At 73.8% G+C, this 23,130-nt stretch carries 21 protein-coding genes; 4 read left to right on the forward strand and 17 right to left on the reverse strand.

Annotated elements, in window-relative coordinates:
- Positions 1-35 precede the first annotated feature (35 nt).
- Complete coding sequence (gene dapD / locus OU787_RS10125) at positions 36-1,025, forward strand: 2,3,4,5-tetrahydropyridine-2,6-dicarboxylate N-succinyltransferase (RefSeq protein ID WP_030458274.1); 990 nt, start codon at positions 36-38, stop codon at positions 1,023-1,025.
- 249 nt (positions 1,026-1,274) lie between these two features.
- Here the strand turns inward: dapD and OU787_RS34545 are convergent, their stop codons facing one another.
- The 9 genes from OU787_RS34545 to OU787_RS10170 all read right to left on the reverse strand — a co-directional run bounded on the left by OU787_RS34545 (position 1,275) and on the right by OU787_RS10170 (position 12,158).
- Positions 1,275-2,165, reverse strand: coding sequence for a DUF6099 family protein (locus OU787_RS34545; protein WP_327059371.1), 891 nt, complete (start codon positions 2,163-2,165; stop codon positions 1,275-1,277).
- A gap of 183 nt (positions 2,166-2,348) precedes the next feature.
- Positions 2,349-2,765 carry a nucleotide pyrophosphohydrolase gene (locus tag OU787_RS10135; RefSeq protein WP_268659152.1) on the reverse strand — a complete coding sequence of 139 codons (417 nt, stop codon included), beginning with the start codon at positions 2,763-2,765 and terminating at the stop codon, positions 2,349-2,351.
- Positions 2,762-4,066, reverse strand: coding sequence for an AAA family ATPase (locus tag OU787_RS10140; RefSeq protein WP_268659153.1), 1,305 nt, complete (start codon positions 4,064-4,066; stop codon positions 2,762-2,764). The genes OU787_RS10135 and OU787_RS10140 overlap by 4 nt, the downstream gene beginning before the upstream one ends.
- 188 nt (positions 4,067-4,254) lie before the next feature.
- Entirely contained in the window at positions 4,255-5,085 is an 831-nt protein-coding gene (locus OU787_RS10145) for a putative RNA methyltransferase (RefSeq protein ID WP_268659154.1), read from the reverse strand.
- Positions 5,086-5,222: 137 nt separating this feature from the next.
- On the reverse strand, positions 5,223-5,636 hold the full coding sequence (locus OU787_RS10150) for a hypothetical protein (protein ID WP_030458279.1): 414 nt from the start codon (positions 5,634-5,636) through the stop codon (positions 5,223-5,225).
- The gene (locus tag OU787_RS10155) at positions 5,633-5,869 is read right to left on the reverse strand and encodes a toxin-antitoxin system HicB family antitoxin (protein WP_030458280.1); all 237 of its coding nucleotides are present in this window, start codon (positions 5,867-5,869) and stop codon (positions 5,633-5,635) included. The genes OU787_RS10150 and OU787_RS10155 overlap by 4 nt, the downstream gene beginning before the upstream one ends.
- 169 nt (positions 5,870-6,038) lie before the next feature.
- The gene (locus tag OU787_RS10160) at positions 6,039-8,024 is read right to left on the reverse strand and encodes a TerD family protein (RefSeq protein WP_268659155.1); all 1,986 of its coding nucleotides are present in this window, start codon (positions 8,022-8,024) and stop codon (positions 6,039-6,041) included.
- 175 nt (positions 8,025-8,199) lie between these two features.
- Positions 8,200-9,531 (reverse strand): class I SAM-dependent RNA methyltransferase, encoded by a 1,332-nt coding sequence (locus OU787_RS10165; protein WP_380366962.1) that lies wholly within the window; start codon positions 9,529-9,531, stop codon positions 8,200-8,202.
- Positions 9,532-10,076: 545 nt separating this feature from the next.
- Entirely contained in the window at positions 10,077-12,158 is a 2,082-nt protein-coding gene (locus OU787_RS10170; RefSeq protein WP_268659156.1) for an APC family permease, read from the reverse strand.
- 246 nt (positions 12,159-12,404) lie between these two features.
- Here OU787_RS10170 and OU787_RS10175 point away from each other — a divergent pair, with 246 nt between their 5' ends.
- Both OU787_RS10175 and OU787_RS10180 read left to right on the forward strand, forming a co-directional pair.
- Positions 12,405-13,073: a potassium channel family protein gene (locus tag OU787_RS10175; RefSeq protein ID WP_030458284.1), complete on the forward strand. Its 669-nt coding sequence runs from the start codon at positions 12,405-12,407 to the stop codon at positions 13,071-13,073.
- A complete protein-coding gene (locus OU787_RS10180) occupies positions 13,073-13,729 on the forward strand; it encodes a potassium channel family protein (protein ID WP_030458285.1) in 657 nt (218 codons plus the stop codon). The genes OU787_RS10175 and OU787_RS10180 overlap by 1 nt, the downstream gene beginning before the upstream one ends.
- Before the next feature lie 69 nt (positions 13,730-13,798).
- Here OU787_RS10180 and OU787_RS10185 read toward each other — a convergent pair whose 3' ends face one another.
- The 4 genes from OU787_RS10185 to OU787_RS10200 all read right to left on the reverse strand — a co-directional run bounded on the left by OU787_RS10185 (position 13,799) and on the right by OU787_RS10200 (position 18,268).
- Positions 13,799-14,527 carry a DUF3159 domain-containing protein gene (locus tag OU787_RS10185; protein WP_268659157.1) on the reverse strand — a complete coding sequence of 243 codons (729 nt, stop codon included), beginning with the start codon at positions 14,525-14,527 and terminating at the stop codon, positions 13,799-13,801.
- Between the two features lie 17 nt (positions 14,528-14,544).
- Positions 14,545-14,955, reverse strand: a complete 411-nt coding sequence (locus OU787_RS10190) for an OB-fold nucleic acid binding domain-containing protein (RefSeq protein WP_030458287.1) — start codon at positions 14,953-14,955, stop codon at positions 14,545-14,547.
- 77 nt (positions 14,956-15,032) lie between these two features.
- Positions 15,033-15,713 (reverse strand): response regulator, encoded by a 681-nt coding sequence (locus tag OU787_RS10195; protein WP_030458288.1) that lies wholly within the window; start codon positions 15,711-15,713, stop codon positions 15,033-15,035.
- Positions 15,710-18,268, reverse strand: a complete 2,559-nt coding sequence (locus OU787_RS10200) for a sensor histidine kinase (RefSeq protein ID WP_030458289.1) — start codon at positions 18,266-18,268, stop codon at positions 15,710-15,712. The genes OU787_RS10195 and OU787_RS10200 overlap by 4 nt, the downstream gene beginning before the upstream one ends.
- Positions 18,269-18,407: 139 nt before the next feature.
- Between OU787_RS10200 and OU787_RS10205 the strand changes: the two genes are divergently transcribed.
- Positions 18,408-19,241, forward strand: coding sequence for a patatin-like phospholipase family protein (locus tag OU787_RS10205; protein ID WP_030458290.1), 834 nt, complete (start codon positions 18,408-18,410; stop codon positions 19,239-19,241).
- Positions 19,242-19,339: 98 nt separating this feature from the next.
- On the opposite strand, the gene OU787_RS10210 is transcribed toward OU787_RS10205, so the two are convergent.
- The 4 genes from OU787_RS10210 to OU787_RS10225 form a co-directional block, all read right to left on the reverse strand.
- Positions 19,340-20,008 (reverse strand): ABC transporter ATP-binding protein, encoded by a 669-nt coding sequence (locus OU787_RS10210; protein ID WP_232794831.1) that lies wholly within the window; start codon positions 20,006-20,008, stop codon positions 19,340-19,342.
- An 11-nt stretch (positions 20,009-20,019) separates the two neighbouring features.
- A complete protein-coding gene (locus tag OU787_RS10215) occupies positions 20,020-20,868 on the reverse strand; it encodes an ABC transporter ATP-binding protein (RefSeq protein ID WP_232794832.1) in 849 nt (282 codons plus the stop codon).
- A gap of 408 nt (positions 20,869-21,276) precedes the next feature.
- Positions 21,277-22,386, reverse strand: a complete 1,110-nt coding sequence (locus OU787_RS10220) for a hypothetical protein (RefSeq protein ID WP_268659158.1) — start codon at positions 22,384-22,386, stop codon at positions 21,277-21,279.
- On the reverse strand, positions 22,379-23,083 hold the full coding sequence (locus OU787_RS10225) for a SigE family RNA polymerase sigma factor (RefSeq protein WP_268659159.1): 705 nt from the start codon (positions 23,081-23,083) through the stop codon (positions 22,379-22,381). Before OU787_RS10225 ends, OU787_RS10220 begins: the two co-directional genes overlap by 8 nt.
- Between the last annotated feature and the right edge of the window lie 47 nt (positions 23,084-23,130).

Genomic DNA, 23,130 nt, shown 5'->3' on the forward strand with positions numbered 1-23,130 from the left:
GTCAGCCCTCGGCCCGATTGGTTACGGTGCGGGATGTGACTGCTGAAACCTCCACCCCCGCAAGCGGCGCGGTGGCCGCCGGCCTGGCGACCATCGCGGCCGACGGCACCGTCCTCGACACCTGGTTCCCCGCGCCCGAGCTGGCCGCCGCTCCCGGCCCGTCCGGCACCGTCCGGCTGAGCGCCGAGGAGGCCGAGCTGGCGCTCGGCCCGGGCGCCGCCGAGGCGCTCCGCACCGACGCCCGGCGCGGCGTCGAGGTGGTGGCGGTGCGCACCGTGATCTCCTCGCTGGACGAGAAGCCGTTGGACGCGCACGACGTCTACCTGCGGCTGCACCTGCTCTCCTCCCGTCTGGTGAAGCCGCACGGCCAGAGCCTGGACGGCATCTTCGGCCTGCTGGCGAACGTCGCCTGGACGTCGATCGGCCCGACCCCGGTCGCCAACGTGGAGCGGGCCCGGCTGGCGGTGCGCGCCGAGGGCGGGCAGCTGGCCCTGTACGGCATCGACAAGTTCCCCCGGATGACCGACTACGTGGCGCCGGCCGGCGTCCGGATCGCCCACGCCGACCGGGTGCGCCTGGGCGCGCACCTGGCCGAGGGCACCACGGTGATGCACGAGGGCTTCGTCAACTTCAACGCGGGCACCCTGGGCACCTCGATGGTCGAGGGCCGGATCAGCGCGGGCGTGGTGGTCGGCGACCACAGCGACGTCGGCGGCGGCTCCTCGATCATGGGCACCCTCTCCGGCGGCGGCAAGCAGGTCGTCTCGGTGGGCGAGCGCTGCCTGCTGGGCGCCAATGCGGGCATCGGCATCTCGCTCGGCAACGACTGCGTGGTCGAGGCCGGCCTGTACGTCACCGCCGGCACCCGGGTCACCACGCCGGACGGCTCGGTGGCCAAGGCCGTGGAGCTGTCCGGCCAGGACAACCTGCTGTTCCGCCGCAACTCGCAGTCGGGCGCGGTCGAGGTGATCGCCCGCTCCGGTTCGTGGGGCGGTCTGAACGCGGATCTGCACTCGCACAACTGACCTCCTGTCAGGCGGTGTTCGTCCGTCGGCCGGGCTCCTGCTCCCCAGCAGCCCGGCCGACGGCGGGCCCGACGGCCCCGACGGCCGGGCCTCGCTCGTGCCCGGCGCCGTAGCCCAGCGGGGGCGGGCCCCGCAAACTCGGCTCACTCCTGCGGCTGACCAGGACCGCCGGTTGGACCTCAACGGGTGGTCCGGGGTGACCGCGCGCGGCGGGGGCTCGTTGGACCGGCGGCGCCGACCCCCGGCGCTTCACACCGCACCACCGAGCTGAAGGGGCCCCCTCATGTCCGAGCCCTGGACCGAGCCGCCCACTGCGGACACCGCCGACGGCGACGCGCCCGCCACCCCGAAGTCGCTGTTGGAGCAGATGCAGGAACTGCTCGCCTCGATCAACACCGACCTGGCCGGACTCGACTCCGACCTGCGCTCCGCCGCCGCCACCCGCGGCGAGCAGGACACCCCGGCGGACGGTTCGCCCCGCACCTGAGCGCCGCACGCCGCCGGGACCGGCGGGCCCAGCGGGACCACGAGCCTCGGCTCCTCCCGCCGGGCCGCACCCGGCGCCCCCGCGCCGAACAGGTCCTCCCCGCCTTCCTCCCGTTCCTCCCTCTCCGCCCGCTCTCCCGGTCCGTCGTCCGGGGCCCGCGCACCCGCTGGACCCCGCTGCTCGCGCAGGAGTTCGGCCACCAGGTCGCGGCACTCGGAGCCGGCGTCCAGCCCGTCGATGCAGCTCCAGTACAGGCTCTCGGTCTCGGCCCCGCAGGCGAGCACCACCAGGCTCTCGTTCATCTGCTCCAGCAGCAGGGCGAGTTCGGTCAGCACCGGCTCCAGTTCGCCGAGCGCGCTGAACCGCTCGACCAGCGTCGGCCCGGACCACTCCGGGTACACCCCGACCGGGCCGCCGGGCAGGTCGTCCAGGCCCGGTTCGGGTGGCTGCCGCAGGCAGCTCGCGGTGTGCGCGCCGGCCTCGCAGAGCAACTGCCCGAGGGTGGCGAAGGACTCCCCGTCGTGGTCGGCGATCCGGGCTCCCACCGCTTCGGTGAGCAGCCCGGACTGCCAGGCCTCGTGCAGGATGTCGCCGGTCGTCCGGGCCTCGGTCAGGGCGTGCCGGACGGTCTTGATCAGCCGCAGCGCCTCCATGGTGCGCTCCCCTCGTCCACCGCCGCCGTCCTTCGGCGGTCGGTCACGGGGATCAGCGTGCCGCCGCCCGCGCGCTGCTCCCAGCGGGTTCGGCGCACCTGTGGACAACCCGGCCCTGTGGACAACCCGGGTCCCCCGCACGAGGGAATTCCGGCTGATTTCCCGGCACTTCGGGAACCCTCCCTAGGGCACCGGGAACCTGCTCTCGTTGCGCTCGATCTTCTCCGCCAGCGCCCGCAGCGGGTCCACCTCCAGCACGGTGCACAGCTGGAACAGGTAGGCCAGCACGTCGGCCACCTCGTCGCGGACCCGGTGCGCCGCCCGTTCGTCCGACATCACGTCGGCGGCCTGTTCGGGCGTCAACCACTGGAAGATCTCCAGCAGTTCGCCGGCCTCGACGGTCAGCGCCGAGGCCAGGTTCTTCGGGGTGTGGTACTGCTGCCAGTCGCGGGCGGCCGCGAACTCGGCCAGCCGCCGCTGCAGCCCGGAGACCGTCAACTCCGCCGCCGGCGCCGTCCGCTCAGACCCCGGCGCCACAACGGACGGCACCGCCGCCCCGGGCTCCGCGTCCGGCACCGTCCGCTCTTCTTCGTCGCTCATTCCCCCAGGTCTACCACCGCGTCCTCGCCGCGCGCCGCGCCCTGCACCGGCACCCGGGCGGCGGGCTCGGTGCGGCGCAGCAGGCTGTGGCCGGTGGCCGGATCGCGTCGGCACTCGACCAGTTCGACGCCGTCCAGGCCGAGGGCCGCACCGGGTTCCTGGAGGGTGGCCAGCAGCCGGATGTCGCCCTTGCCGGTGACCTCGCGGGCCAGCCGGAGCAGGGCGGCGGCCTGTTCGGCGGCCAGGCCAGCTCCGACGTCCTCGGCGAGCAGCACCAACTGGCGGTGAGCGTCCGGTACTTCGATGGCGGGGTCGACGTCCAGCACGGCCGCGCCGGTGAGCAGGACGGCGGCGAAGGCGAGCAGCCGCAGCATGCCGTCGGAGGCCTGGTCGGCGCCGGTGCGGCCGAGCACGCCCTCGTCGAAGACGGCGATCAGCCGCTGCCGTTCGGCCTCGCCGCGGCGGGCGACGCCGAGGCCGAGCAGCGGGTGCGGGGCGGCGGCCTGGACGGCGCGCAGCAGGCGGGCCCAGCGGCGCGGGCACTCGTGCTCCAGCCGGTGGAGCACCGCGGAGATGTTGCCCGCGGTGCCGCGCAGCCGGGCCTGCGGCTCGGGCCGGCCCCAGCCGCGCATCGCGGCCGGCACGGGGTGCAGCGCGAACATCTCGCGCAGTGCGGTGAGCACCTGCTCGGCGGCGGCCAGCACCTTGCGCTCGCCCTTGGAGGATCCGGCGACCCGCAGCGGGAGTTGGGCGGTGATCAGGCTGCCGCTGGGCAGCGGGGCCCGGATGTCGCCCTGCCGGGAGTCGTTGTGCCAGGTGACGTTGACCCGGCCACGGGCGAGGTCCTGTTCGCCGGTCTCCATCAGGGTCCGGCCGTCCAGGGTGAGCAGTTCGCGGGCGATCCGGACGCGTTCGTCGGTGCGCACCACCACTTCGAGCCGGATCGTTCCGACGCAGGAGCGCACGGTGCAGCCCAGGATGATCGCGTTGCGCCCGTGCGGCACGCAGCCGATCAGCCCGCCGCGCACGGGGGCGGCGAGCGGGCCGCGCGGGCCGCCGACGCCGTCCAGCGAGGGCCTGATCTCCTCCCCGAGGGCCAGCCGGGAGAGCACGCTCAACGCGTCCAGCGCGTTGGACTTGCCCGCCCCGGACGGCCCGTGCACCACCGTCAGCGGCGCCATCGGCAGCACGGCCCGCCGGTAGGATTTGAAGGAGGTCAGCCGCAACTCCTCGATGATGGGGCGCTTCACCTCCGGCGCGGACGCGGTCGCGGGCGCCGTCACCGGTACGGACGCCGTCACCGGTACGGGCGCCACCGTCGGAACGGACGGCTGCCGCGCCTCGCGGGGGGCGGCAGGCAGGGGCGGGGCCAAGGGAGCTTCGCTGGTCACCCGGAGCACTCTAGGTGTGCCCTGAGGTGCAGAAACGTCCCTCCTGACGCCCTTTCACCCCTTCGAGTCCCAACCGTCCCCGGCGCCGCCCGGCCCCGTCACTCGTACGCGGTGACCAGCACCGAACCGGTGACCTCCACCGGTTCGGGCAGCGCCGCCAGCGCGGCGGCCAGCGCGGCCGGTTCGGTGTGCCAGGCGCTCGGGCCCATGCCGACCACGGCGGCGGCGTCCGCCCGCGACAGCCGCAGCGCGAACTCCACCTCGGTGCGCTCCACCGGCGCGAACCAGGGGCCGAGCTTCTCGCCGATCCGCCGCTCCTTGTCCTCGTCCACCGACAGCAGGCCCAGCGCGCCCACCAGTTCCCGCAGGTGGCGGGAGGTGGGGGCGGCCACCAGCAGTCGGCCGCCGGGGCGCAGCACCCGCCGCATCTCGGGGCCGTTGCGCGGCGCGAACACGTTCAGCAGCACGTCGGCGGCGCCGTCCCGCAGCGGCAGCGGCCGCCAGGCGTCGCAGACCACCGCGCCGATCCGCGGGTGCGCCTTCGCGGCGCGCCGCAGCGCGTACTTGGACAGGTCGAGCGCCGCGCCCGCCGCGTCCGGCCGGGCTTCCAGCACCCGGGCCAGGTAGTGGCCGGTGCCCGCGCCGAGGTCCGCGACCAGTCCGCTCTCCGCCGCGACCCCGGCGGCGGCCGCGGCCAGCGCCCGTTCCAGCGGGGCGTAGTGGCCGGCCGCCAGGAAGTCGTCGCGGGCCGCGACCATCTCGGCGGTGTCGGCGGTGCCCTGCTTGGCGTCCCCCGCCAGCAGGCTCACGTAGCCCTGCCGGGCCTGGTCGAAGCTGTGGCCGTCGGCGCAGCGCAGGGTGCGGCCGTCCAGTGCCAGCGGGCGGGCGCAGTGCGGGCAGACCAGGTAGGGCTCGATGTCCTGCAGCAACTCGCTCGCATCCTCGGCGCAGATCGTTCGGTGCCCGGGAACCGTCAGGGGCCGGGGGAACGTCGAGGGTATCCCGCCCGCGGGCGCCTCGTCGCTCTCCCGGCCCCTGACGCGTCGGGGCCGCCCGGTGGGGCTCCTCACTCCTCGCCGTCGTCGCCGACCTCTTCCTCCTCCGACTCGTCGACCACCCACATCGCCAGCCGCTCCGCCACGCCGGTGATGCCGAGCTTGCCCTCCCGGATCGCCCGGGCCAGGCTGCGCACCTCCCGCGCGGTGGTCGCCACCCGGCAGCCGCTGGCCACCAGGTACGCGTAGGCCACGGCGGTGGCGAACAGCTCGTTGTTGCGCTCCAGCGCGGGGACCCGGATCAGCTGGTGCATCAGCGCCGCCGCCCGGTCCTGCGGCTCGGGGTAGACCGCGATGTCGAAGACCTCGGCCTGGTGCCTGGTGATCGCGGCGAGCAGCGATCCGTAGTCGGTGACCTGCGGGTCACCGGGCGTGTACTGCTCGGCGGTCATGAGCAGCCACGAGAGGTCGACCTCCAGCTTCAACGGCGCACGTCCTGGAGTTCGCCGGGCGACCCGAACTCGGCGAGGAACACCGCCTCGTGCTCCTTCATGAACTGCGCCGCGGCGTCCACGAAGTTGCGCCCGGCCTCGCCCATATCCTGCTGCACCAGCCGTTCGATGTACTGGTTCATGCTGATCCCCTGCTGCTCCGCCCGCTCGCGGGCCATCTCGGCGGTGGTCGCGTCCACCCTGACGTTCAGCTGCTTCTTGGCCATCCTTCAACGCTAGCGCCGAGGTGCTAGCACAACAAGGGCGCAAACCGGCCGCTCCCCCGCTCCCCCACCATGTCCGCCCACGCCCCCGCGAAAACCGGCCAACCGTCTCGATCCGCCAACTCCCTTGCCCGGCAAGCGGACCACCACCGTCGACCGGCCCGGCCGCCCGCTACTCGGCGGGCTTCAGCACCCGGACGACCTCGTTCAGGAAGCGGTCGACGACGGTGTCCACGCTGCGGATGAACCCGGTCTCCTCCGTACCCCGCCGGGTGCCCATGCCGGCCGGGAGGGTCAGCCGGAACGCCCGGATCTCCGCGCCGTCGGCGGGCACCAGCAGGCCGGGCTCGACCCGCAGCGCCCGCAGCAGCTCGCACGGGCCGGGGCCGCCGTCCGCGGTCAGCGCCTCGATCCGCAGCTCGGCGGGGGCGTCCGCGAGCTGCCGCAGCAGCCACTGGACCCGGGTGAGCGCCCGGGAGCGCTCGGCGGCCGCGACCTCGACGGTGGTCTCGATCCGGCCGGTGCGCAGGTCCGCCTCCAGCACGATCGGCCCGGGCAGGCCGGGCACCGCCAGCTCGGAGCGCATCCGGCCGCCGGCCGCCAGCTCGTCCACGGCCTGGGCCCGGCGGACGGCCGGTTCGGTGCGCCGCTTGCCGCGCAGCACCGGGGAGACCGGGACGCCGAGTTCGCCGCCGAGGCGCAGGCACAGCTGCCGGGTGAGCCGCTCCCAGTTCTCGACCACCCGCAGCGCGTTGCGGTCCCCGGCCCGCAGGGTGCCCTCGGAGATCGCGTTGCGGACCGTCACCCAGGCCGGGCCCATGTTCTGGAAGCCGTGGCAGCCGGAGTTCTCGTGCCGCAGGTAGTGCAGGAACTCGCTCAGCAGCCAGGCGTGCGCGGGGTTGACCACGCCGTCGTGGTGGCACAGCAGGTGCGCCTCGTGCGCGACCTCGGCCCAGGACAGGTGCCGCAGCGCGACCTTGCGGGCCCGGCGCCGGTCGACCGTCACCGGGGGCTCGCCGTCCAGCGCGAGGTCGTTGGAGAGCGTGATGACCGTCTCGTAGCCGTGCCGCTGGGCGACGTCGAGGTACGCCTGCACCTGCTCCGACTTGAGCGGGCTGCCGCCGGTCTTGGTCTCCACCAGGGCGGTCCAGATCTTCCCGGCCCGGCTGACCCGGATCGTGCCGTCGGGCCGGACGGTGCCGTCGCCGTGCTTGAAGCTGGTCTCGGTGAAGGTTTGGACGGTGCCCGCCGGGGCGTTGAACATCGCGGTGATCCGGCGCCCGAACTCCGGTACCTCGGCCATCACCGCCAGCAGGGTGGCGGTGGCCCGGTTCTCCCGGTCCAGTTCGTTCTTCAGCCCGGCCACCGAGAACAGCCGGGCCTGCTTCCAGGACGGGTGGTCGGCCAGGTCGGCCTTCGCGGCCTTCGGCAGGGTGACCCGCTTCTTGGCGGTGCGCACCGCGCGCTTCGGCGCGGCCGGCGGCTCGGCGGCCGGTGCGACGGCTTCCGGTGCGACGGCTTCCGGTGCGATGGCGGCCGGGTCGGCGGCCGAGTCGGTTCCGGCGGCGGGTGCGCCCGGCTCGGCGGCCCGCTCGGCCTGCGCCGCCTCCTCCTCCTGGTCGACGTCGATGCCGAAGTCCCCGGCGAGGCCGCCGAGTCCGGACCGGTAGCCCTGGCCGACCGCGCGGAACTTCCACGCCCCGCCGCGCCGGTAGACCTCGCCGAAGACGAACGCGGTCTCCTCCCCGGCGTCGGGGATGTCGAAGGCCACCAGGGTGTCCCCGCCGCCGTCCAGCACGGCCAGCCGGAGTTCGGCGAGCTCCCCGAAGGTGGCACCGGCGTAGCGGCTGGCCGCCAGGACCACCTGGTGCACCTCGGCGGGCAGCGCCGCGAGGTCGACCAGGATCCGGTCCTGGGTGCCGCTTCCGGTCGGCACCTTGCCCAGGAGTTGCACCGAACCGTCGGACGTGGCCGGGCAGTTGTAGAAGAGGAAGTCCGTGTCCCCGCGCACCTTGCCGTCCGCGCCCAGCAGCAGCACCGACACGTCGGCGTCGCCCGCCCCGGTCGGATCGGTCCAGCTCAGGGCGACCGTCACCGGCCCCGGCTCGTTCCCCTCGGCGAACAGCTCCGCATTGGCGCCCTTGGTCAACTGGTGCACGGCTTCCCCTCCTGAGCACGGCGAACGACGTGTGCGCAGCGTCACCATGCCCACACGTTCCGAGGATGCTACTCCTGCCGGATCTTCACGCCATCCCCTTGAACGGAGCCGTCCCCGGAAACGCCGCACGGGCGCGGGAAGGGCTCCCGCGCCCGTGTGGAGTGCCCGTGCGCCGTTACCGGACCGGCTCCAGGATGGCGACGCACTCGAAGTGCTGGGTCATCGGGAACAGGTCGAAGGCCCGCAGCGAGACCGGGCGGTAGCCGCCCTCGCGGAAGAAGGCGAGGTCGCGGGCGAGGGCGGCCGGGTCGCAGGCGACGTAGGCGATCCGGCGGGCGGACAGGGAGCTGAGGTGGGCGACGGTGTCGCGGCCGGCGCCGGCCCGCGGCGGGTCGAGGACGATCAGGTCGGTGGAGGTGATGCCGGTGCGGGGCAGCAGGGTCTCGACCTTGTCGCACTCGATCCGGACGTGCTCCAGCGCGGCCAGGTTGTGCCGGGCGTCGGCGACCGCCTGCTTGCCGGACTCGATGCCGAGCACCGCGCCCTCCTCGCCGACCCGCTCGGCGAGCGCGCCCGCGAACAGGCCGACGCCGCAGTACAGGTCGAGCGCGCTCTCGCCCCACTGCGGGTCGAGCCCGGCGAGGACGGCGTCGACCAGGGTGTCGGGGGCCTCGGGGTGGACCTGCCAGAAGCCGCCCTCGGAGACCCGCCAGGTGCGGTCGGCGGCGCGCTCGCGGACGAAGGTGCGGCCGTGGACGCGGTGGAACAGGTCCTGCTCGTCGATCCGGGCGATGGACGTCTCGCGGTCCAGCTCGACCAGCGGCAGCTGCTCGCCGGGCCGCGGCCGCAGGATCACCTGCCGGTCGGAGGAGCCGGCCGCGGCGATCGCCTCGACGGCGGCCACCCCGGTCCAGTCGCGGGACTCGATGCCGAGCTCGCTGACGCCGGGCGCGGCGATCAGGCAGCGGTCGATCGGCTGGACGTCGTGCGAGCGGTGCTTGCGCAGCCCGATCACGCCCTCCTCGTCCACCGCGTACTGCACCCGGGTGCGCCAGGCCGGGACCTCGCCCGCGGGGAGCTTGCCGCCGACCGGCTCGACCGAGCCGTCCCAGCGGGCCTCCTCGGGGGTGAGGCCGGCCAGCTTGGCGAGCTGCTCGGTGAGGACGGCGGCCTTGAGCTTGCGCTGCCCGCCGGGGGTGACGTGCTGCCAGTCGCAGCCGCCGCACTTGCCGGGGCCGGAGAACGGGCAGGGCGCCTCGATCCGGTCCTTGGAGGCCTCCAGCACCTCCACCGCGTCGGCCCGCAGGAAGCGCGAGGTGGTGGTGCCCTCGGTGACCTGCGCGACGACCCGCTCGCCGGGCAGCGCGTGCCGGACGAACAGCACCCGGCCCTCGTGCCGGGCCACGCAGTGCCCGCCGTGCGCGACCGGCCCGACCTCGACCTCGTAGCGCTCGCCGACCAGCGGGTCCCCGGAGGGCTGCCGCAGCACCGGCTGCGCGGGCCGCAGCGCCTTCGGCGGGCGCACCGCCCCGGGCTTGCGCCCCTGCCGGGCCGGCTTCTTCCCGCCCGCACCCCCGGCAGCGCCCTGCGCCTGCTTCGCCGCCTTCGCCGCCTTCTCGGTCTTCTCGGTCTTCGGCGCGGCCTTCCCGGCCTTCCCGGTCTTCGCCGCCTTCTCGGTCTTCGGGGCAGCCTGCTCGGCCTTCGCGGGGCGCTGCTCGGCGGGCACGGGCGGCAGGCTGCGGGCGGTGTTGCCCTCCCGGTCGGTGGCCTCCGGCCGGGAGGGCCGGCTGCTCCAGCGCGGGTGCGCGACCTGCCCCGGCTTGGCGCCGGACGTGCGGCCGGGGCGGCCCTGGCGACCGGAGGAGCGGGGCGGGTTGTTGCGGGTCACGGGGGTCGCTTCCTTACGGGAGACAGCGGGAGGACGAGCGGGGTGGAGCGGGCGGAGCGGGTGGAGCGCGCCGTGCGGCAAACACGGCGGCCCGCGGCGGACCGGGAAGGATCCGCCACGGGCCCATTGAAGGCCATGCGGGGGTCGGACGGGCCGCGCGAGCCTCAGTCGCGCGGCGCGGTGTCCGTCCCGCCCCGGCCCTCGTCGGCCGGACCGGCCGAACCGGCCGGACTCGCCGAACCGGCCGGCGCCGGCCGCCGCCGCGGCTCGCCGCGGCGCACCGCGCCGGGCGCGGACCACGCCTTGGGCGGCTTGCGCCGCTCCGAGGACTCCAACTGCCAGGGTACGGAGGTCACCATCACGCCGGGCTTGAACAGCAGCCGCCCCTTGAGCCGCAGCGCGCTCTGGTTGTGCAGCAGGTGCTCGTACCAGTGACCGACCACGTACTCGGGGATGTAGACCGCGACGACGTCGCGCGGGCTGGAGCGGCGCAGGTTCTTGACGTACTCCAGCACCGGCCCGGTGACCTCGCGGTACGGGGAGTCCAGGACCTTCAGCGGCACGTCGAGGCCGCGCTCGTCCCAGTCCTGCCGCAGCGCCGCGGTGTCCTCGGGGTCGACGTTGACGGTGACGGCCTCCAGGGTCTGGGCCCGGGCGAGGCGGGCGTACGCGAGGGCGCGCAGCGCGGGCTTGTGGATCTTGGAGACCAGCACGATGGCGTGCACCCGGGTCGGCGGGGCGGCGTCGTCGGGCTCCTCGGCGGCCTTGAGCTCGGCGTTGACCCGGTCGTAGTGGCGGCGGATCGCCTTCATCATGACGAACAGCACGACCATCAGGGCGATGGCGATCCAGGCGTGGCCGATCTTGGTGGCGAGCACCACGATCAGCACGGCCATGGTCATCACCAGGCCGAAGGTGTTGATCGCCCGGCTGCGCTGCATGTGGGCGCGCTTCTTCGGGTCGGTCTCGGTCTTCAGCAGCCTCGTCCAGTGCCGGATCATGCCGGACTGGCTCATGTTGAACGCCACGAAGACGCCGACGATGTACAGCTGGATCAGCCGGTTCGGGTCGGCGCCGAACGCCACGATGAACAGGATCGCCGCGCCGGCCAGCAGCACGATGCCGTTGGAGAAGGCGAGCCGGTCGCCGCGGGTGTGCAGCTGCCGGGGCAGGTAGCGGTCCTGGGCGAGGATCGAGCCGAGCACCGGGAAGCCGTTGAAGGCGGTGTTGGCGGCCAGCACCAGGATCAGGCCGGTGGTGGCGGCGACGAAGTAGAAGCCGGGCGTGAAGTTGGAGAACACCGCTTCGGAGATCTGCGCCAGCACGGTCTTCTGGTGGTAGTCCGCGGGCGCGCCGATCAGCTGCTCGGCCGGGTTCTCGGCCATCTGCGTGCCGGTCAGGTGGGCCAGGTAGATGATGCCCATGAACATCGTCACGGCGATGGAGGCCATCATCAGCAGCGTGGTCGCCGCGTTCTTGCTCTTCGGCTTGCGGAACGCCGGGACGCCGTTGGAGATCGCCTCCACACCGGTCAGCGCGGCGCAGCCCGAGGAGAACGCCTTCAGCAGCAGGAACACCAGCGCGAACCCGGCCAGCGAGCTGTTCCCGGGCGTCGCCGCCAGGTGGTACGAGGAGCTCTCCGCGGGCAGCGCGGCCCCGAACCCGAAGTGCCTGATCAGGCCGTACACCACCATGCCCATGACGCCGACCATGAACGCGTACGTCGGGACGGCGAACGCCGAGCCGGACTCGCGCACGCCGCGCAGGTTCATCCCCATCAGCAGGATGACCAGGAACACCGACAGCGCCATCTCGTGCCCGCGCAGCGCGGGCACCGCCGAGACCACGTTGGCCACGCCGGAGGTGGTCGACACCGCCACGGTGAGGATGTAGTCGACCATCAGCGCGCTCGCCACCACCAGGCCGGAGTTCGGCCCGTGGTTGACGGTGGCGACCTCGTAGTCGCCGCCGCCGCTCGGGTAGGCGTGCACGTTCTGCCGGTAGGAGGCGACCACCGCGAGCATCACGATGGCGACCACGACGCCGATCTGCCACGAGAAGTGGATGGCCGAGGCGCCGGCCAGCGACAGCGTCAGCAGGATCTCCTCGGGCGCGTACGCGACGGAGGAGAGCGCGTCCGAGGCGAACACCGGCAGCGCGATCCGCTTGGGGAGGAGCGTCTCCCCCAGCTTGTCGCTGCGCAGCGCACGCCCGATCAGGATGCGTTTCGGTAGGTCAGCAGGCATAGGCACAACAAGGGATCGTAAGGGCTCCGGGTGGCACCGGATGCCTCGCGGGGCCACCTTGCTCGCGACTGTGTTCGGCGGACCGGCTAGCGTGTCGGCAGAAGGGTTTGCGGGCAACACCGAGTTGCCCCCTCGCGTCGGATCACAGGCGCGGCCGACAAGTGGCCCCCGAAATCGGGTGCACGGAAGGACGATGAGCGGTGTTTACGCAGGTCATGACCCCAATGGATCGGGTGAGGTAGGCGCGTGCACATCGTCATCATGGGCTGCGGACGCGTGGGCTCCGCCCTGGCCAGAACGCTCGAGAAACAAGGCCACTCGGTCGCGGTCATCGACCAGGACCCGACCGCTTTCCGACGGCTCGGCGCGGGCTTCAACGGCCGCCGGGTCACCGGCGTCGGCTTCGACCAGGACACCCTGAAGGAAGCCGGCATCGAGGAGGCGGGCGCCTTCGCCGCCGTCTCCAGCGGTGACAACTCGAACATCATCGCGGCCCGGGTGGCCCGGGAGAACTTCGGCGTCGAGCACGTCGCGGCCCGCATCTACGACCCGCGCCGCGCCGAGGTCTACCAGCGGCTGGGCATCCCGACCGTGGCCACCGTCCGCTGGACCGCCGACCAGATGCTGCGCCGGCTGCTGCCCAGCGGCGCCGAGCCGGTCTGGCAGGACCCGTCGGGCTCGGTCCAGCTCGCCGAGGTCGCCTTCACCCCCGCCTGGGTCGGCCACCGGCTCTCCGAGCTGGAGGAGGCCGCCGGCGTCCGGGTGGCGTTCGTCACCCGGGTCGGCGAGGGTGTGCTGCCCACCCCGCAGATGGTGGTGCAGGAGGGCGACCTGGTGCACGTGATGCTGCGCCGCAACGAACTGACCGCGGTCGAGGCGGCGTTCGCCAAGGGCCCCGAGGAGGCTGGTCACTGATGCGCGTCGCCATTGCCGGAGCCGGAGCCGTCGGCCGTTCGATCGCCGGGGAGCTGCTGGAGAACGGCCACGAGGTCCTGCTGATCGACAAGAACCCGAACTCCATCTCGGTGGAGCGGGTCCCGCTCGCCGAGTGGCTGCTCGCCGACGCCTGCGAGATCACCTCGCTGGACGAGGCCGCGCTGCAGCGCTGCCACGTGGTGATCGCCGCCACCGGCGACGACAAGGTCAACCTGGTGGTGTCGCTGCTCGCCAAGACCGAGTACGGCGTGCCGCGGGTGGTCGCCCGGGTGAACAACCCGAAGAACGAGTGGCTGTACAACGAGTCCTGGGGCGTGGACGTCGCGGTCTCCACCCCGCGCCTGATGTCGGCGCTGGTCGAGGAGGCGGTGAGCGTCGGCGACCTGGTCCGCCTGATGCGCTTCTCGCAGGGCAACGCCAACCTGGTCGAGCTGACCCTGGCCGCGGACACCGCCCTGGTCGGCACCCGGGTCGGCGACGTCGCCTGGCCGGTGGACACCGCGCTGGTGACCATCATCCGCGAGGGCCGGGTGCTGGTCCCCGGCGGCAGCGACACCCTGGAGGCCGGGGACGAGCTGCTGTTCGTCGCCGCCCAGGAGCGCGAGGAGGAGCTGGAGACGCTGCTGGCCGGCTGATCCCGCCCCGCTCCACGACGGAGGGCCCCGCGCGGTGCGCGGGGCCCTCCGGTCACTCCTGCGGCTCCGTCACTTCCGCGGCTCCGCCTCGTCCTCGTCCAGCTCCGCCTTGATCGGCGGCGGCGCGGTCAGCAGGATCCGCCAGGTCACGTACATCGCCAGCAGCAGCGGCGGGATGCCGAGCGCGACCTTCAGCCAGCCCAGCAGGTTGATGTTGTGGGTGAAGTACAGCGGGAACAGGATCACCGGCTTCAGGCCCATGATCAGCACCCAGGCCCAGGTCGCCCTGGTGTAGGCGGCCAGCCGGCCGGGGTTCTGCTTGCGCCAGGTGAACATCTCGCCGGTGATCGGGCCGAGCATCAGGCCGATCATCGGCCAGCGCACCAGGGCGGAGACCGCCAGCGCCAGGCAGTAGCCGACGTTCCACAGCAGGCCCGGCAGGTAGAAGTCCTCGGCCTTGCCGGTCTTCATCGAGATCCAGGCGCCGATCGCCACGCCGAACACGCCGGAGAAGGCGTGCTGGATGGTCTCCCGGCGGGCCAGCCGGAGCACCACGAACACCGCGCACAGCGCCAGCGCCGACCAGGCGGCCACCGGCACCTTGTGGGTGATGTTGAACGCGACGATGTACACCAGGCCGGGCAGCGTCATGTCGATCATGCCGCGGACGCCGCCGAAGGCCTTGAGCACCGTCTCGGCCGCCTCCTTCGAGGCGTCCCGCTCCGGCTCGGCCGCGGGCTGCTCGTACACCCCGGACCGCTCGTCGTCCTGCGGGCCGTTCGGACCGTGTGCGGTCACCCTGATCGCCTCGTTGCTCACGCGGACTCGCTCCCGTGTCCCACCGGACGCAGCTCGTAGCGGGGATTGAAGAGCACGCGGCGCCCGCGTGCGTGGCTGATCCGGCCGCTGGCGATGAGGCGGCGGCCCGGCTCTATGCCCACGATCGAGCGCCGGCCCAGCCACACCACGTCCAGCGCCTCGGTGCCGTCGAACAGCTCGGCCTCCAGCGCGGGCACCCCCGCGCGCGGGCGGAGCGTGACGGTGCGCAGGGTGCCGGCGACGGTGACGATCTCGCGGTCGCCGCAGGCGGCGATCGGGGTGCAGCCCGCCTCCGCGGTGTCCTGCCGCAGCTCCTCGGCCTCCAGCTCCTCGGAGGAGGAGGTCAACCGGCTCAGCATGCGGCGGAAACGGCCCTGCGGCTGGTCGCCGGTGTTGTCACCACTCATGCCGGAAGGGTACCGGTTCGCCGGTGCCGGGCGGCAGGGCCGCGGGTGGGCCCGATCACCCGTCCGCCGGTGCTCCGTCACGGCTCGAAGCGGTAGCCCATGCCCGGTTCGGTGATGAAGTGCCGGGGGTGCGAGGGGTCCGCCTCCAGCTTGCGGCGCAGCTGCGCCAGGTAGACCCGCAGGTAGTTGGTCTCCTTGCGGTAGGCGGGCCCCCACACCTCCTGGAGCAGCTGGGTCTGGCTGACCAGCCGCCCGGAGTTGCGCACCAGCACCTCCAGCAGGTGCCACTCGGTGGGGGTGAGCCGGACGTCCGCGCCCTGGCGGTTGACCTTCTTCGCGGCCAGGTCGACGGTGAAGCCCTCGGTGGTGATCACCGACTCGCCCTCGGCGGTGACCGGTTCGGCCCGGCGGACGGCGGCCCGCATCCGGGCCAGCAGCTCGTCCATCCCGAACGGCTTGGTGACGTAGTCGTCGGCGCCGGCGTCCAGCGCCTCGACCTTCTCGTCGGAGGCGTGCCGGGCGGACAGCACGATGATCGGCACCCTGGTCCAGCCGCGCAGGCCGCGGATCACCTCGACGCCGTCCATGTCGGGCAGGCCCAGGTCGAGGACCACCACGTCGGGGTGCCGGGCGGCGGCCAGTTCCAGGGCGCTCGCGCCGTCGTGCGCGGAGTCCACCTCGTACTTGCGGGCCTTGAGGTTGATCACCAGGGCGCGGACGATCTGCGGTTCGTCGTCCACCACGAGGACCCGGGTCATGCGGGACCGGCCTTTCGCTTGTCGGGGAGTGCCAGCTCGACGGCGGGGAGCGAGACCACCATGGTCAGCCCGCCGCCGGGGGTGTCCTCGGCGGTGACGGTGCCGCCCATCGCCTCGGCGAAGCCGCGCGCCACTGCCAGGCCGAGGCCCACGCCGGCGCCGCGCGGGGCGTCGCCGAGGCGCTGGAACGGGGCGAAGATCCGCTCCCGGGCCTCCTCGGGGACGCCCGGTCCGCGGTCGACCACCCGCAGTTCGACCCGGCCGTCCCGCTCCAGCAGATCCGCCTTCACCAGGACGGGTGAGTTCGGCGGCCCGTACTTGACGGCGTTCTCCACCAGGTTGGCCAGCACCCGCTCCAGCAGCCCCGCGTCGGCCCGCACCATCGGCAGCGACTCCGCCACGTCGAGGCGCACGCTGCCCGGCGGCACGCCGCCCAGCGCGAACGGCACCACCTCGTCCAGGTCGGTGGGCTGCAGCAGCGGGGTGACGGTGCCGGTCTGCAGGCGGCTCATGTCCAGCAGGTTGTTGATCAGGTGGTCGAGCCGGTCCGCGCCGGACTCGATCCCGGCCAGCAGCTCGGCCTCGTCCTCCGGGTCCCACTCGACGTCCTCGGCGCGCAGCGAGGAGACCGCCGCCTTGATCCCGGCCAGCGGGGTGCGCAGGTCGTGCGAGACGGCGGCCAGCAGCGCGGTGCGGATCCGGTTGCCCTCCGCCTCCCGGCGGGCCGCGGCCGCCTCCCCGGCCAGCCGGCGGCGCTCCAGCAGGACGGCCGCCTGGTTGGCGAACGCGCCGAGCATCCGCCGGTCCTCGGCGGGCAGCACCCGGCCGCGCAGCACCAGCGCGAGCCGCTCGCCGACCGGGACGTCCACGTCGGCCTGCTCGGGCCCGGCCGGCGGGCGCGGGCCCACCGCGGCGGCGGCCTGCCACGGCCCGTGCGGCTCGGCCCGCTCCAGCAGCGCCACCGCCTCCTGCTGGAAAGTCTCCCGGACCTGCTCCAGCAGCGCCGTCAGCACCCCCTCGCCGGTGGGCGCGCCGCGCAGCACCGTGCCGGCCAGCGCGGACAGCGTCTGCGCCTCGGCCTGGGCCCGGGCCGCGACGTGGCTGCGCCGGGCCGCCAGGTCGACCACGGTGGCGACCGCGATGCCGACCGCGGCGAAGATCGCCACCGCGACGATGTTCTCCGGCTGGGCGATGGTGAAGGTGTGGATGGGGGGCGTGAAGTAGTAGTTGAGCGCCGAGGAGGACACCAGCGCGGAGGCGATCGCCGGGAACAGCCCGCCCACCAGCGCCGCGCACACCGTCAGCGACAGGAACAGCAGCATGTCGGTGGAGAGCCCCGGACCGTGCAGCTGCGTGAGCGCCAGCGCCAGCAGCGGCGGCCCGACCACCCCGATCGCCCAGCCCGCGACCGTCCTGGTCCGGCCCAGGTCGGTGACCTTGCGGATCGGGATCCGGCCCCGCCCGCGCGCCGCGTGCTCGTGGTTGACCATGTGGACGTCGATGTCGCCGGAGTCCCTGGTCACCGTGTAGCCGACGCCCGGCCCGTACACGTACTGCCAGACCCTGCGGCGGCTGGTGCCGATCACGATCTGGGTGGCGTTGACGCCGCGGGCGAAGTCCAGCAGCCCGGCCGCCGGGTCGTCGCCGAGCACCGAGTGGAAGCTGCCGCCCAGGCTCTCCACCAGCGCCCGCTGCTCGATCAGCGCCTGCGGGGAGGAGCCGGTCAGCCCGTCGGAGCGCGAGATGTGCACCGCCAGCAGCTCGCCCGCGCTGTGGCGGGCCGCGATCCGGGCCGCCCGGCGCACCAGCGTGGCGCCCTCCGGGCCGCCGGTCAGACCGACCACGATCCGCTCCCGGGCCTGCCAGGTGCCCTGGATGCCCTGCTCGGCCCGGTAGCGCTGCAGGTACTCGTCGACCCGGTCGGCCGTCCACAGCAGCGCCAACTCGCGCAGCGCCGTCAGGTTGCCGGGCCGGAAGTAGTGCGCGAGCGCCGCGTCCACCTTGTCCGGCGCGTACACGTTGCCGTGCGCGAGGCGGCGGCGCAGCGCCTGCGGGGACATGTCGACCAGCTCGATCTGGTCCGCCCGGCGCACCACCTCGTCCGGGACGGTCTCCCGCTGCCGGACCCCGGTGATGCCCTCGACCACGTCCCCCAGCGACTCCAGGTGCTGGACGTTGACGGTGGAGACCACGTCGATGCCGGCCGCCAGCAGCTCCTCGACGTCCTGCCAGCGCTTGGCGTGGCGCGAGCCCGGGACGTTGGTGTGGGCGAGCTCGTCGACCAGCGCGACCGCCGGGTCGCGGGCCAGCACCGCGTCCAGGTCCAGCTCGGTGAACTCGGCGCCCCGGTGGGTGACCGTCCGGCGCGGGACGGTCTCCAGGCCCTCCAGCAACTCGGCGGTGCGGACCCGGCCGTGGGTCTCCACGAAGCCGACGACCACGTCCGCGCCGCGTTCGAGCCGCCGGTGCGCCTCGGACAGCATGGCGTGGGTCTTGCCGACGCCGGGGGCCGCCCCGAGGTAGATCCGCAGCCTGCCGCGGGCCGTGTGCACCATGCGTCAGAGACTACGGCCACCAATCGCAATATCCGCTGATCAGACGGGCCGGGGCCGAGAATTGTCAACTTCTTGACGCCCACCGCCGCCGATTGGGCCAGAATTCCGGGGAATCGAACAATTCGAGGGAGAACCACCCATGCGCGGACTCGTACTCGGCGGCGGCGGACTCGCCGGCATCTCCTGGGAGACCGGCCTGCTGCACGGCCTCGCCGAAACCGGACTCGACCTCCCCGGCACCGCCGACCACGTCCTCGGCACCTCCGCCGGCGCCACCGTCGCCGGCCAACTCGCCTCCGGCCTCCCGCTCGCCGAGCTCTACCGCCGACAGACCGACCCGACCGCCCAGAACCACGAGATCGTCCCGCCCGCCGAGGCCGTCGCCGCCCTCTTCGAAACCTTCCACGGCCTGCTCACCGAGATCACCGACCCCGACGAACTGCGCCGCCGCGTCGGCGCGTTCGCCCTCGCCGCCGACACCGTCCCGGCCGCCGACCGGCTCGCCGTCATCGCCGGCCGCCTCCCCGGCCACGACTGGCCCGCCTGGCCGCTCACCCTCACCGCCGTCGACGCCGACACCGGCCGGCCCCGCACCTTCGACCGGCACAGCGGCGTCCCCCTGGTCGACGCCGTCGCCGCCAGCTGCGCCGTCCCCGGCATCTGGCCCACCGTCGAGATCGACGGCCACCGCTACATGGACGGCGGCATCCGCAGCTCCAACAACGCCGACCTGATGACCGGCCAGCCCGTCGTCCTGGTCCTCGCCCCGATGGCCGACCCGTTCCTCGCCCCCGAACTGGCCCTGCTCGAAGCCGCCGGACAGTACGTCCTCGCCGTCACCCCCGACGAGGACTCCCTCGCCGCCGCCGGCCCCAACCCGCTCGACACCACCGTCCGCACCCCCTCCGCCGAAGCCGGCCGGGCCCAGGGCCACCGGATCGCCGACCAGGTCCGCGAACTCTGGACGCCCTGACGCCCGTTCGGGACGGGGACGGCCCACTGCACGGCGGCCGCCCCGCCCCTTCCGGTTTTCGGTCTCCGGTCTCCGGTCTCCGGTCTCCGGTCTCCGGTCTACGACTCGACGATCCTGCCGTCCCGCAGCTCCAGCACCCGGTCCGCCAGCTCCATCAACTGCGGGTCGTGCGTCGCCACCAGCGCCGTCACCCCCTCGCTGCGCACCACCGCGCGCAGCAACTGCATGATCGCCAACCCGGTGTCCGAGTCCAGCTGACCGGTCGGCTCGTCCGCGATCAGCAGCGCCGGCTCGTTCGCCAACGCCCGCGCCACCGCCACCCGCTGCTGCTGACCGCCCGACATCTCGGTCGGCCGCTGCTCCGCGTGCTCCGCCAGCCCCACCATCGCCAGCAGCGTCCGGACCCGCTCCTCGCGCTCCTTCACCGCCACCTTGCGCAGCCGCATCGGCACCCCGACGTTCTCCGCCGCCGTCAGCACCGAGATCAGGCCGAACGACTGGAACACGAAACCGATCCGGTCCCGCCGCAGCTCCAACCGGCCAGCCTCGTCCAGCCCCGCCAGGTCCGTCCCGGCGATGCTGATCTTCCCCGCGGACGGCGTGTCCAGCCCGCCCACCAGGTTCAGCAGCGTCGTCTTGCCCGAACCCGACCGGCCACGCAGCGCCGTCAACTCCCCGGCCTTCGCCGTGAACGACACCCCGCGCACCGCGTGCACCGCCCGGTCGCCCTCCCCGAACGTCCGGTGCACGTCCTCCACGACCACCATCGCCCCGCTGCTCACCCGCGCACCTCTTCCTCGGCCGGCCACACCCCGATGTGGTCCTCTTCCAACGCCAACCGCACCCGACGGCTGAGCTGCAACGCCTCCGTGAAGTCCGACGGCAACTGCAGCCGGCCCACCCGGTCCAGCACCGCGTACTCCACCCCCGGCTCGCCCCGCTCGGGACGCAGCACCTCCGTCGAGGTCCGCCCGTTGCGGATCCGCACGGTCCGGCGCACTTCCTGCGCCACCATAAGGTCATGGGTGACGATCAGCACCGTCACCCCCAACTCCTCGTTCACCGAACGCAGCGCCGCGAAGATCTCCTCGCTGGTCGCACTGTCCAGCTCGCCCGTCGGCTCGTCCGCCAGCAGCAGTGCCGGGGAGTTCGCGTTCCCCACCGCGATCGCCACCCGCTGCTGCTCACCGCCCGACAACTCGGCCGGCCGCCGACCCGCCAGGTGCCCGATCCCGAGCAGCTCCAACAACTCCCCCGCCAACCGCCGCCGGTCCCGCCGCGGCACGCCCGCGTACCCCATCGGCAGCATCACGTTCTCCGCCGCCGTCAGGTACGGCAGCAGGTTGCGCGCCGTCTGCTGCCACACGAAGCCGACCTTCCGGCGCCGGAAGTCCAGCCGCTCGCGCTTGCCCATCGCCAACAGGTCGTGCCCCGCCACCCGGGCGCTGCCCGCCGTCGGCACGTCCAACCCCGCGAGGATCCCCAGCAGCGTCGACTTCCCCGAACCCGAGGCCCCGACCACCGCGATCAACTCGCCGTCCGCCACCACCAGGTCCAGCCCCTGCAGGGCCTGCACCTCCACCCCCTCGGAACGGTGGATGCGCACCAGGTTCTCGCACACCACCATGCCCTCCTCGGGCGGCGGCCCCTCCGCGGCCGCCCTCCTGCGCAGCTCCGCAAGATCCGGCACCGCCTCCACGGCCTCGACCCCCACGCCCACCCCCTCCGACCGGAGCCCGACGGCTCACCACGGCCTCGTCCCACCAGGTCCTGCCATGTCCTGTCAGGTCCTGTCAGGAGGACACCGGGCCGGACGGTGGGGGCAGTCCCCTGTTCTGCCCCCACCGTCCGGCCCCGCGCTTCCCCCCTCGACCGACGCCCACACAGCGACGGTCCCAACACTCCAACGCCGCCCGAAGCAGGCGGGTTGCACGGGATTCCGAACTTTTTTCGAAAGCCCCCCGTGCGTGCTGCCTTCCTGCTCCTTGCCGTTGCCCTCGTCCTGGTGCTGGTGCTTGTGCTTGTGTCCTGGTCCTCAGCCGACCGGCACGATCGACTGCTCCGGCGCCCCCAGCGCCAGGAACTCCGCCGCCGAAGCCCGGAACGGGCCCGACGCCCCCGCCTCCGGCGCCACCCCGCGCCCGCCCCGGTGCACCACCAGCACCGCCACCTTCGACCCGCGGAGGTGCACCGCGACCTCCTCCGCCGCCACCGAGGGCTGCCGCATCCCCAGCGCCACCACCCCGACCGCCCGACCCTCCACCGTCCAACCCGCACCGGAGTCCACGCACGCCCCGCCCCCCAGCAGCCGGGCCCGCGCGATCTCCGCGTCCGCCACCGTCCCGAAGCTCAGCACGTACTGACGCGCCGTCGCCCCGCCCGTCCCACCGTCCGCGTACGTCTCCCCCCACACCCGCTCCGCCCCCACCGACGTCACCAGCCACGGCAGGCACTCCTCCGCGAACAGCGAACCCGGGCCCGCGGACGGCGACACCGAAGCCTGTGCTGAATCCTGTGCCGACGCCGTCCCGGAGGGCGTGGCCGTGGCCGTGCCGGTAGCGGTGCCGGTGGCGGAGGACGTGGGGCCGGCGCTCGCCGACGGGCTCGCCGGCGACGCCACCACCGCCCACGGGCCGTACCCGCCCAGCACCCGCGGCAGCCGTGCCACCCCCAACGCCAGCGCCCGCACCTCCGGCTCCGCCGACTCCAGCGGCAGCACCTCCCAGGCCGGAACCGCGGTCGACCGCATGCCCGTACCCGCCGTCGACGTCGGAACCGGAGCCGGCGTCAGGGTCGGCGGGAGCGAAGGGAGTTGCGGCAGCGCCAACGTCACCGACTCCCCCGGCCGCGGCAACGCCGACTGCTGCACCGGCACCCCCGCCACCCCGTGCTCGCCCCCCACCGGCACCACCGACACCGTCGTCCACAGCGCCGCGACACCCAGCACCCCCGCCCCGGCCACCGCACCCGCCCGACGCCGACGCCTGCGCCGCGACCCGCGCCGCACCACCTCCGCGCTCTCCGGCGCCGGCACCCGCAGCACCACCTCACGCCGCAGCCCGTCGAACATCGCCTCCAACCGGGCAGCCCCGATCGCCGGACGGTCCTCCGCCTCGTCCACCTCCGGTAGCTCAGACCTAGACATGCGACCCGCAGTCCTCCGCCACCCGCACCTGCTCCCCCGTCAACACCAGCGCCACCGGCCCCCCTTCACCGCTGTCGTCCCCCGCCGTCCGCTGCCCCGCCCCGTCCCGCCCCTCACCCGCGGCAGCCGCCCGAACCGGCCGCAGCGGCGCGCCCACCGACTCCTCGACGACCACCGCCGGCTCTTCCCCCAACAACACCGCCAACGCCTGCCGCCCCCGGTGCAATCGCGCTTTCACCGTCCCCACCGGCACTCCCTCGTCCGCAGCGATCTCCGCCACCGAACGACCCCCCATGTGGTGCCACACCAACGCCGACCGCTGCGCCTCCGGCAACCGCCGCAACGCCTCCACCAACGCCACCGTCTCCGGCCCCGGCCCCGGAACCGGCGACTGCCCGTCCCCGTGCCGGATCCAGCTCTGCAACGCCGTCCGGGCCCGCCGCCACCTGCTGATCGCGATCCGCTGCCCCGTCAACCGCACCCACGCCACCGGATTCTCGTGCGACACCAGCCGCCCCCAGTGGTTCCAGGCCCGCACGAACGCCTCCTGGGCAGCGTCCTGCGCCTCACCCAGATCCCCCGTCAGCGCGTACAGATGCGCCACCAGTTGCCCGTACGCCGCCTCGTAGAACGCCCGAAAGTCGTCTTCGCCCCGACCGGCTCTACCACCGGCCCCCTCGCCCTGCTGCACGACCATGACGCCACAGTGTGCCGTGCACCGCCCCACCCGGCAATACTCCCGGC

Origin of the sequence: Kitasatospora sp. YST-16 (genome assembly GCF_026802215.1) — a bacterium.
Taxonomy (GTDB): Bacteria; Actinomycetota; Actinomycetes; order Streptomycetales; family Streptomycetaceae; genus Kitasatospora; species Kitasatospora cineracea.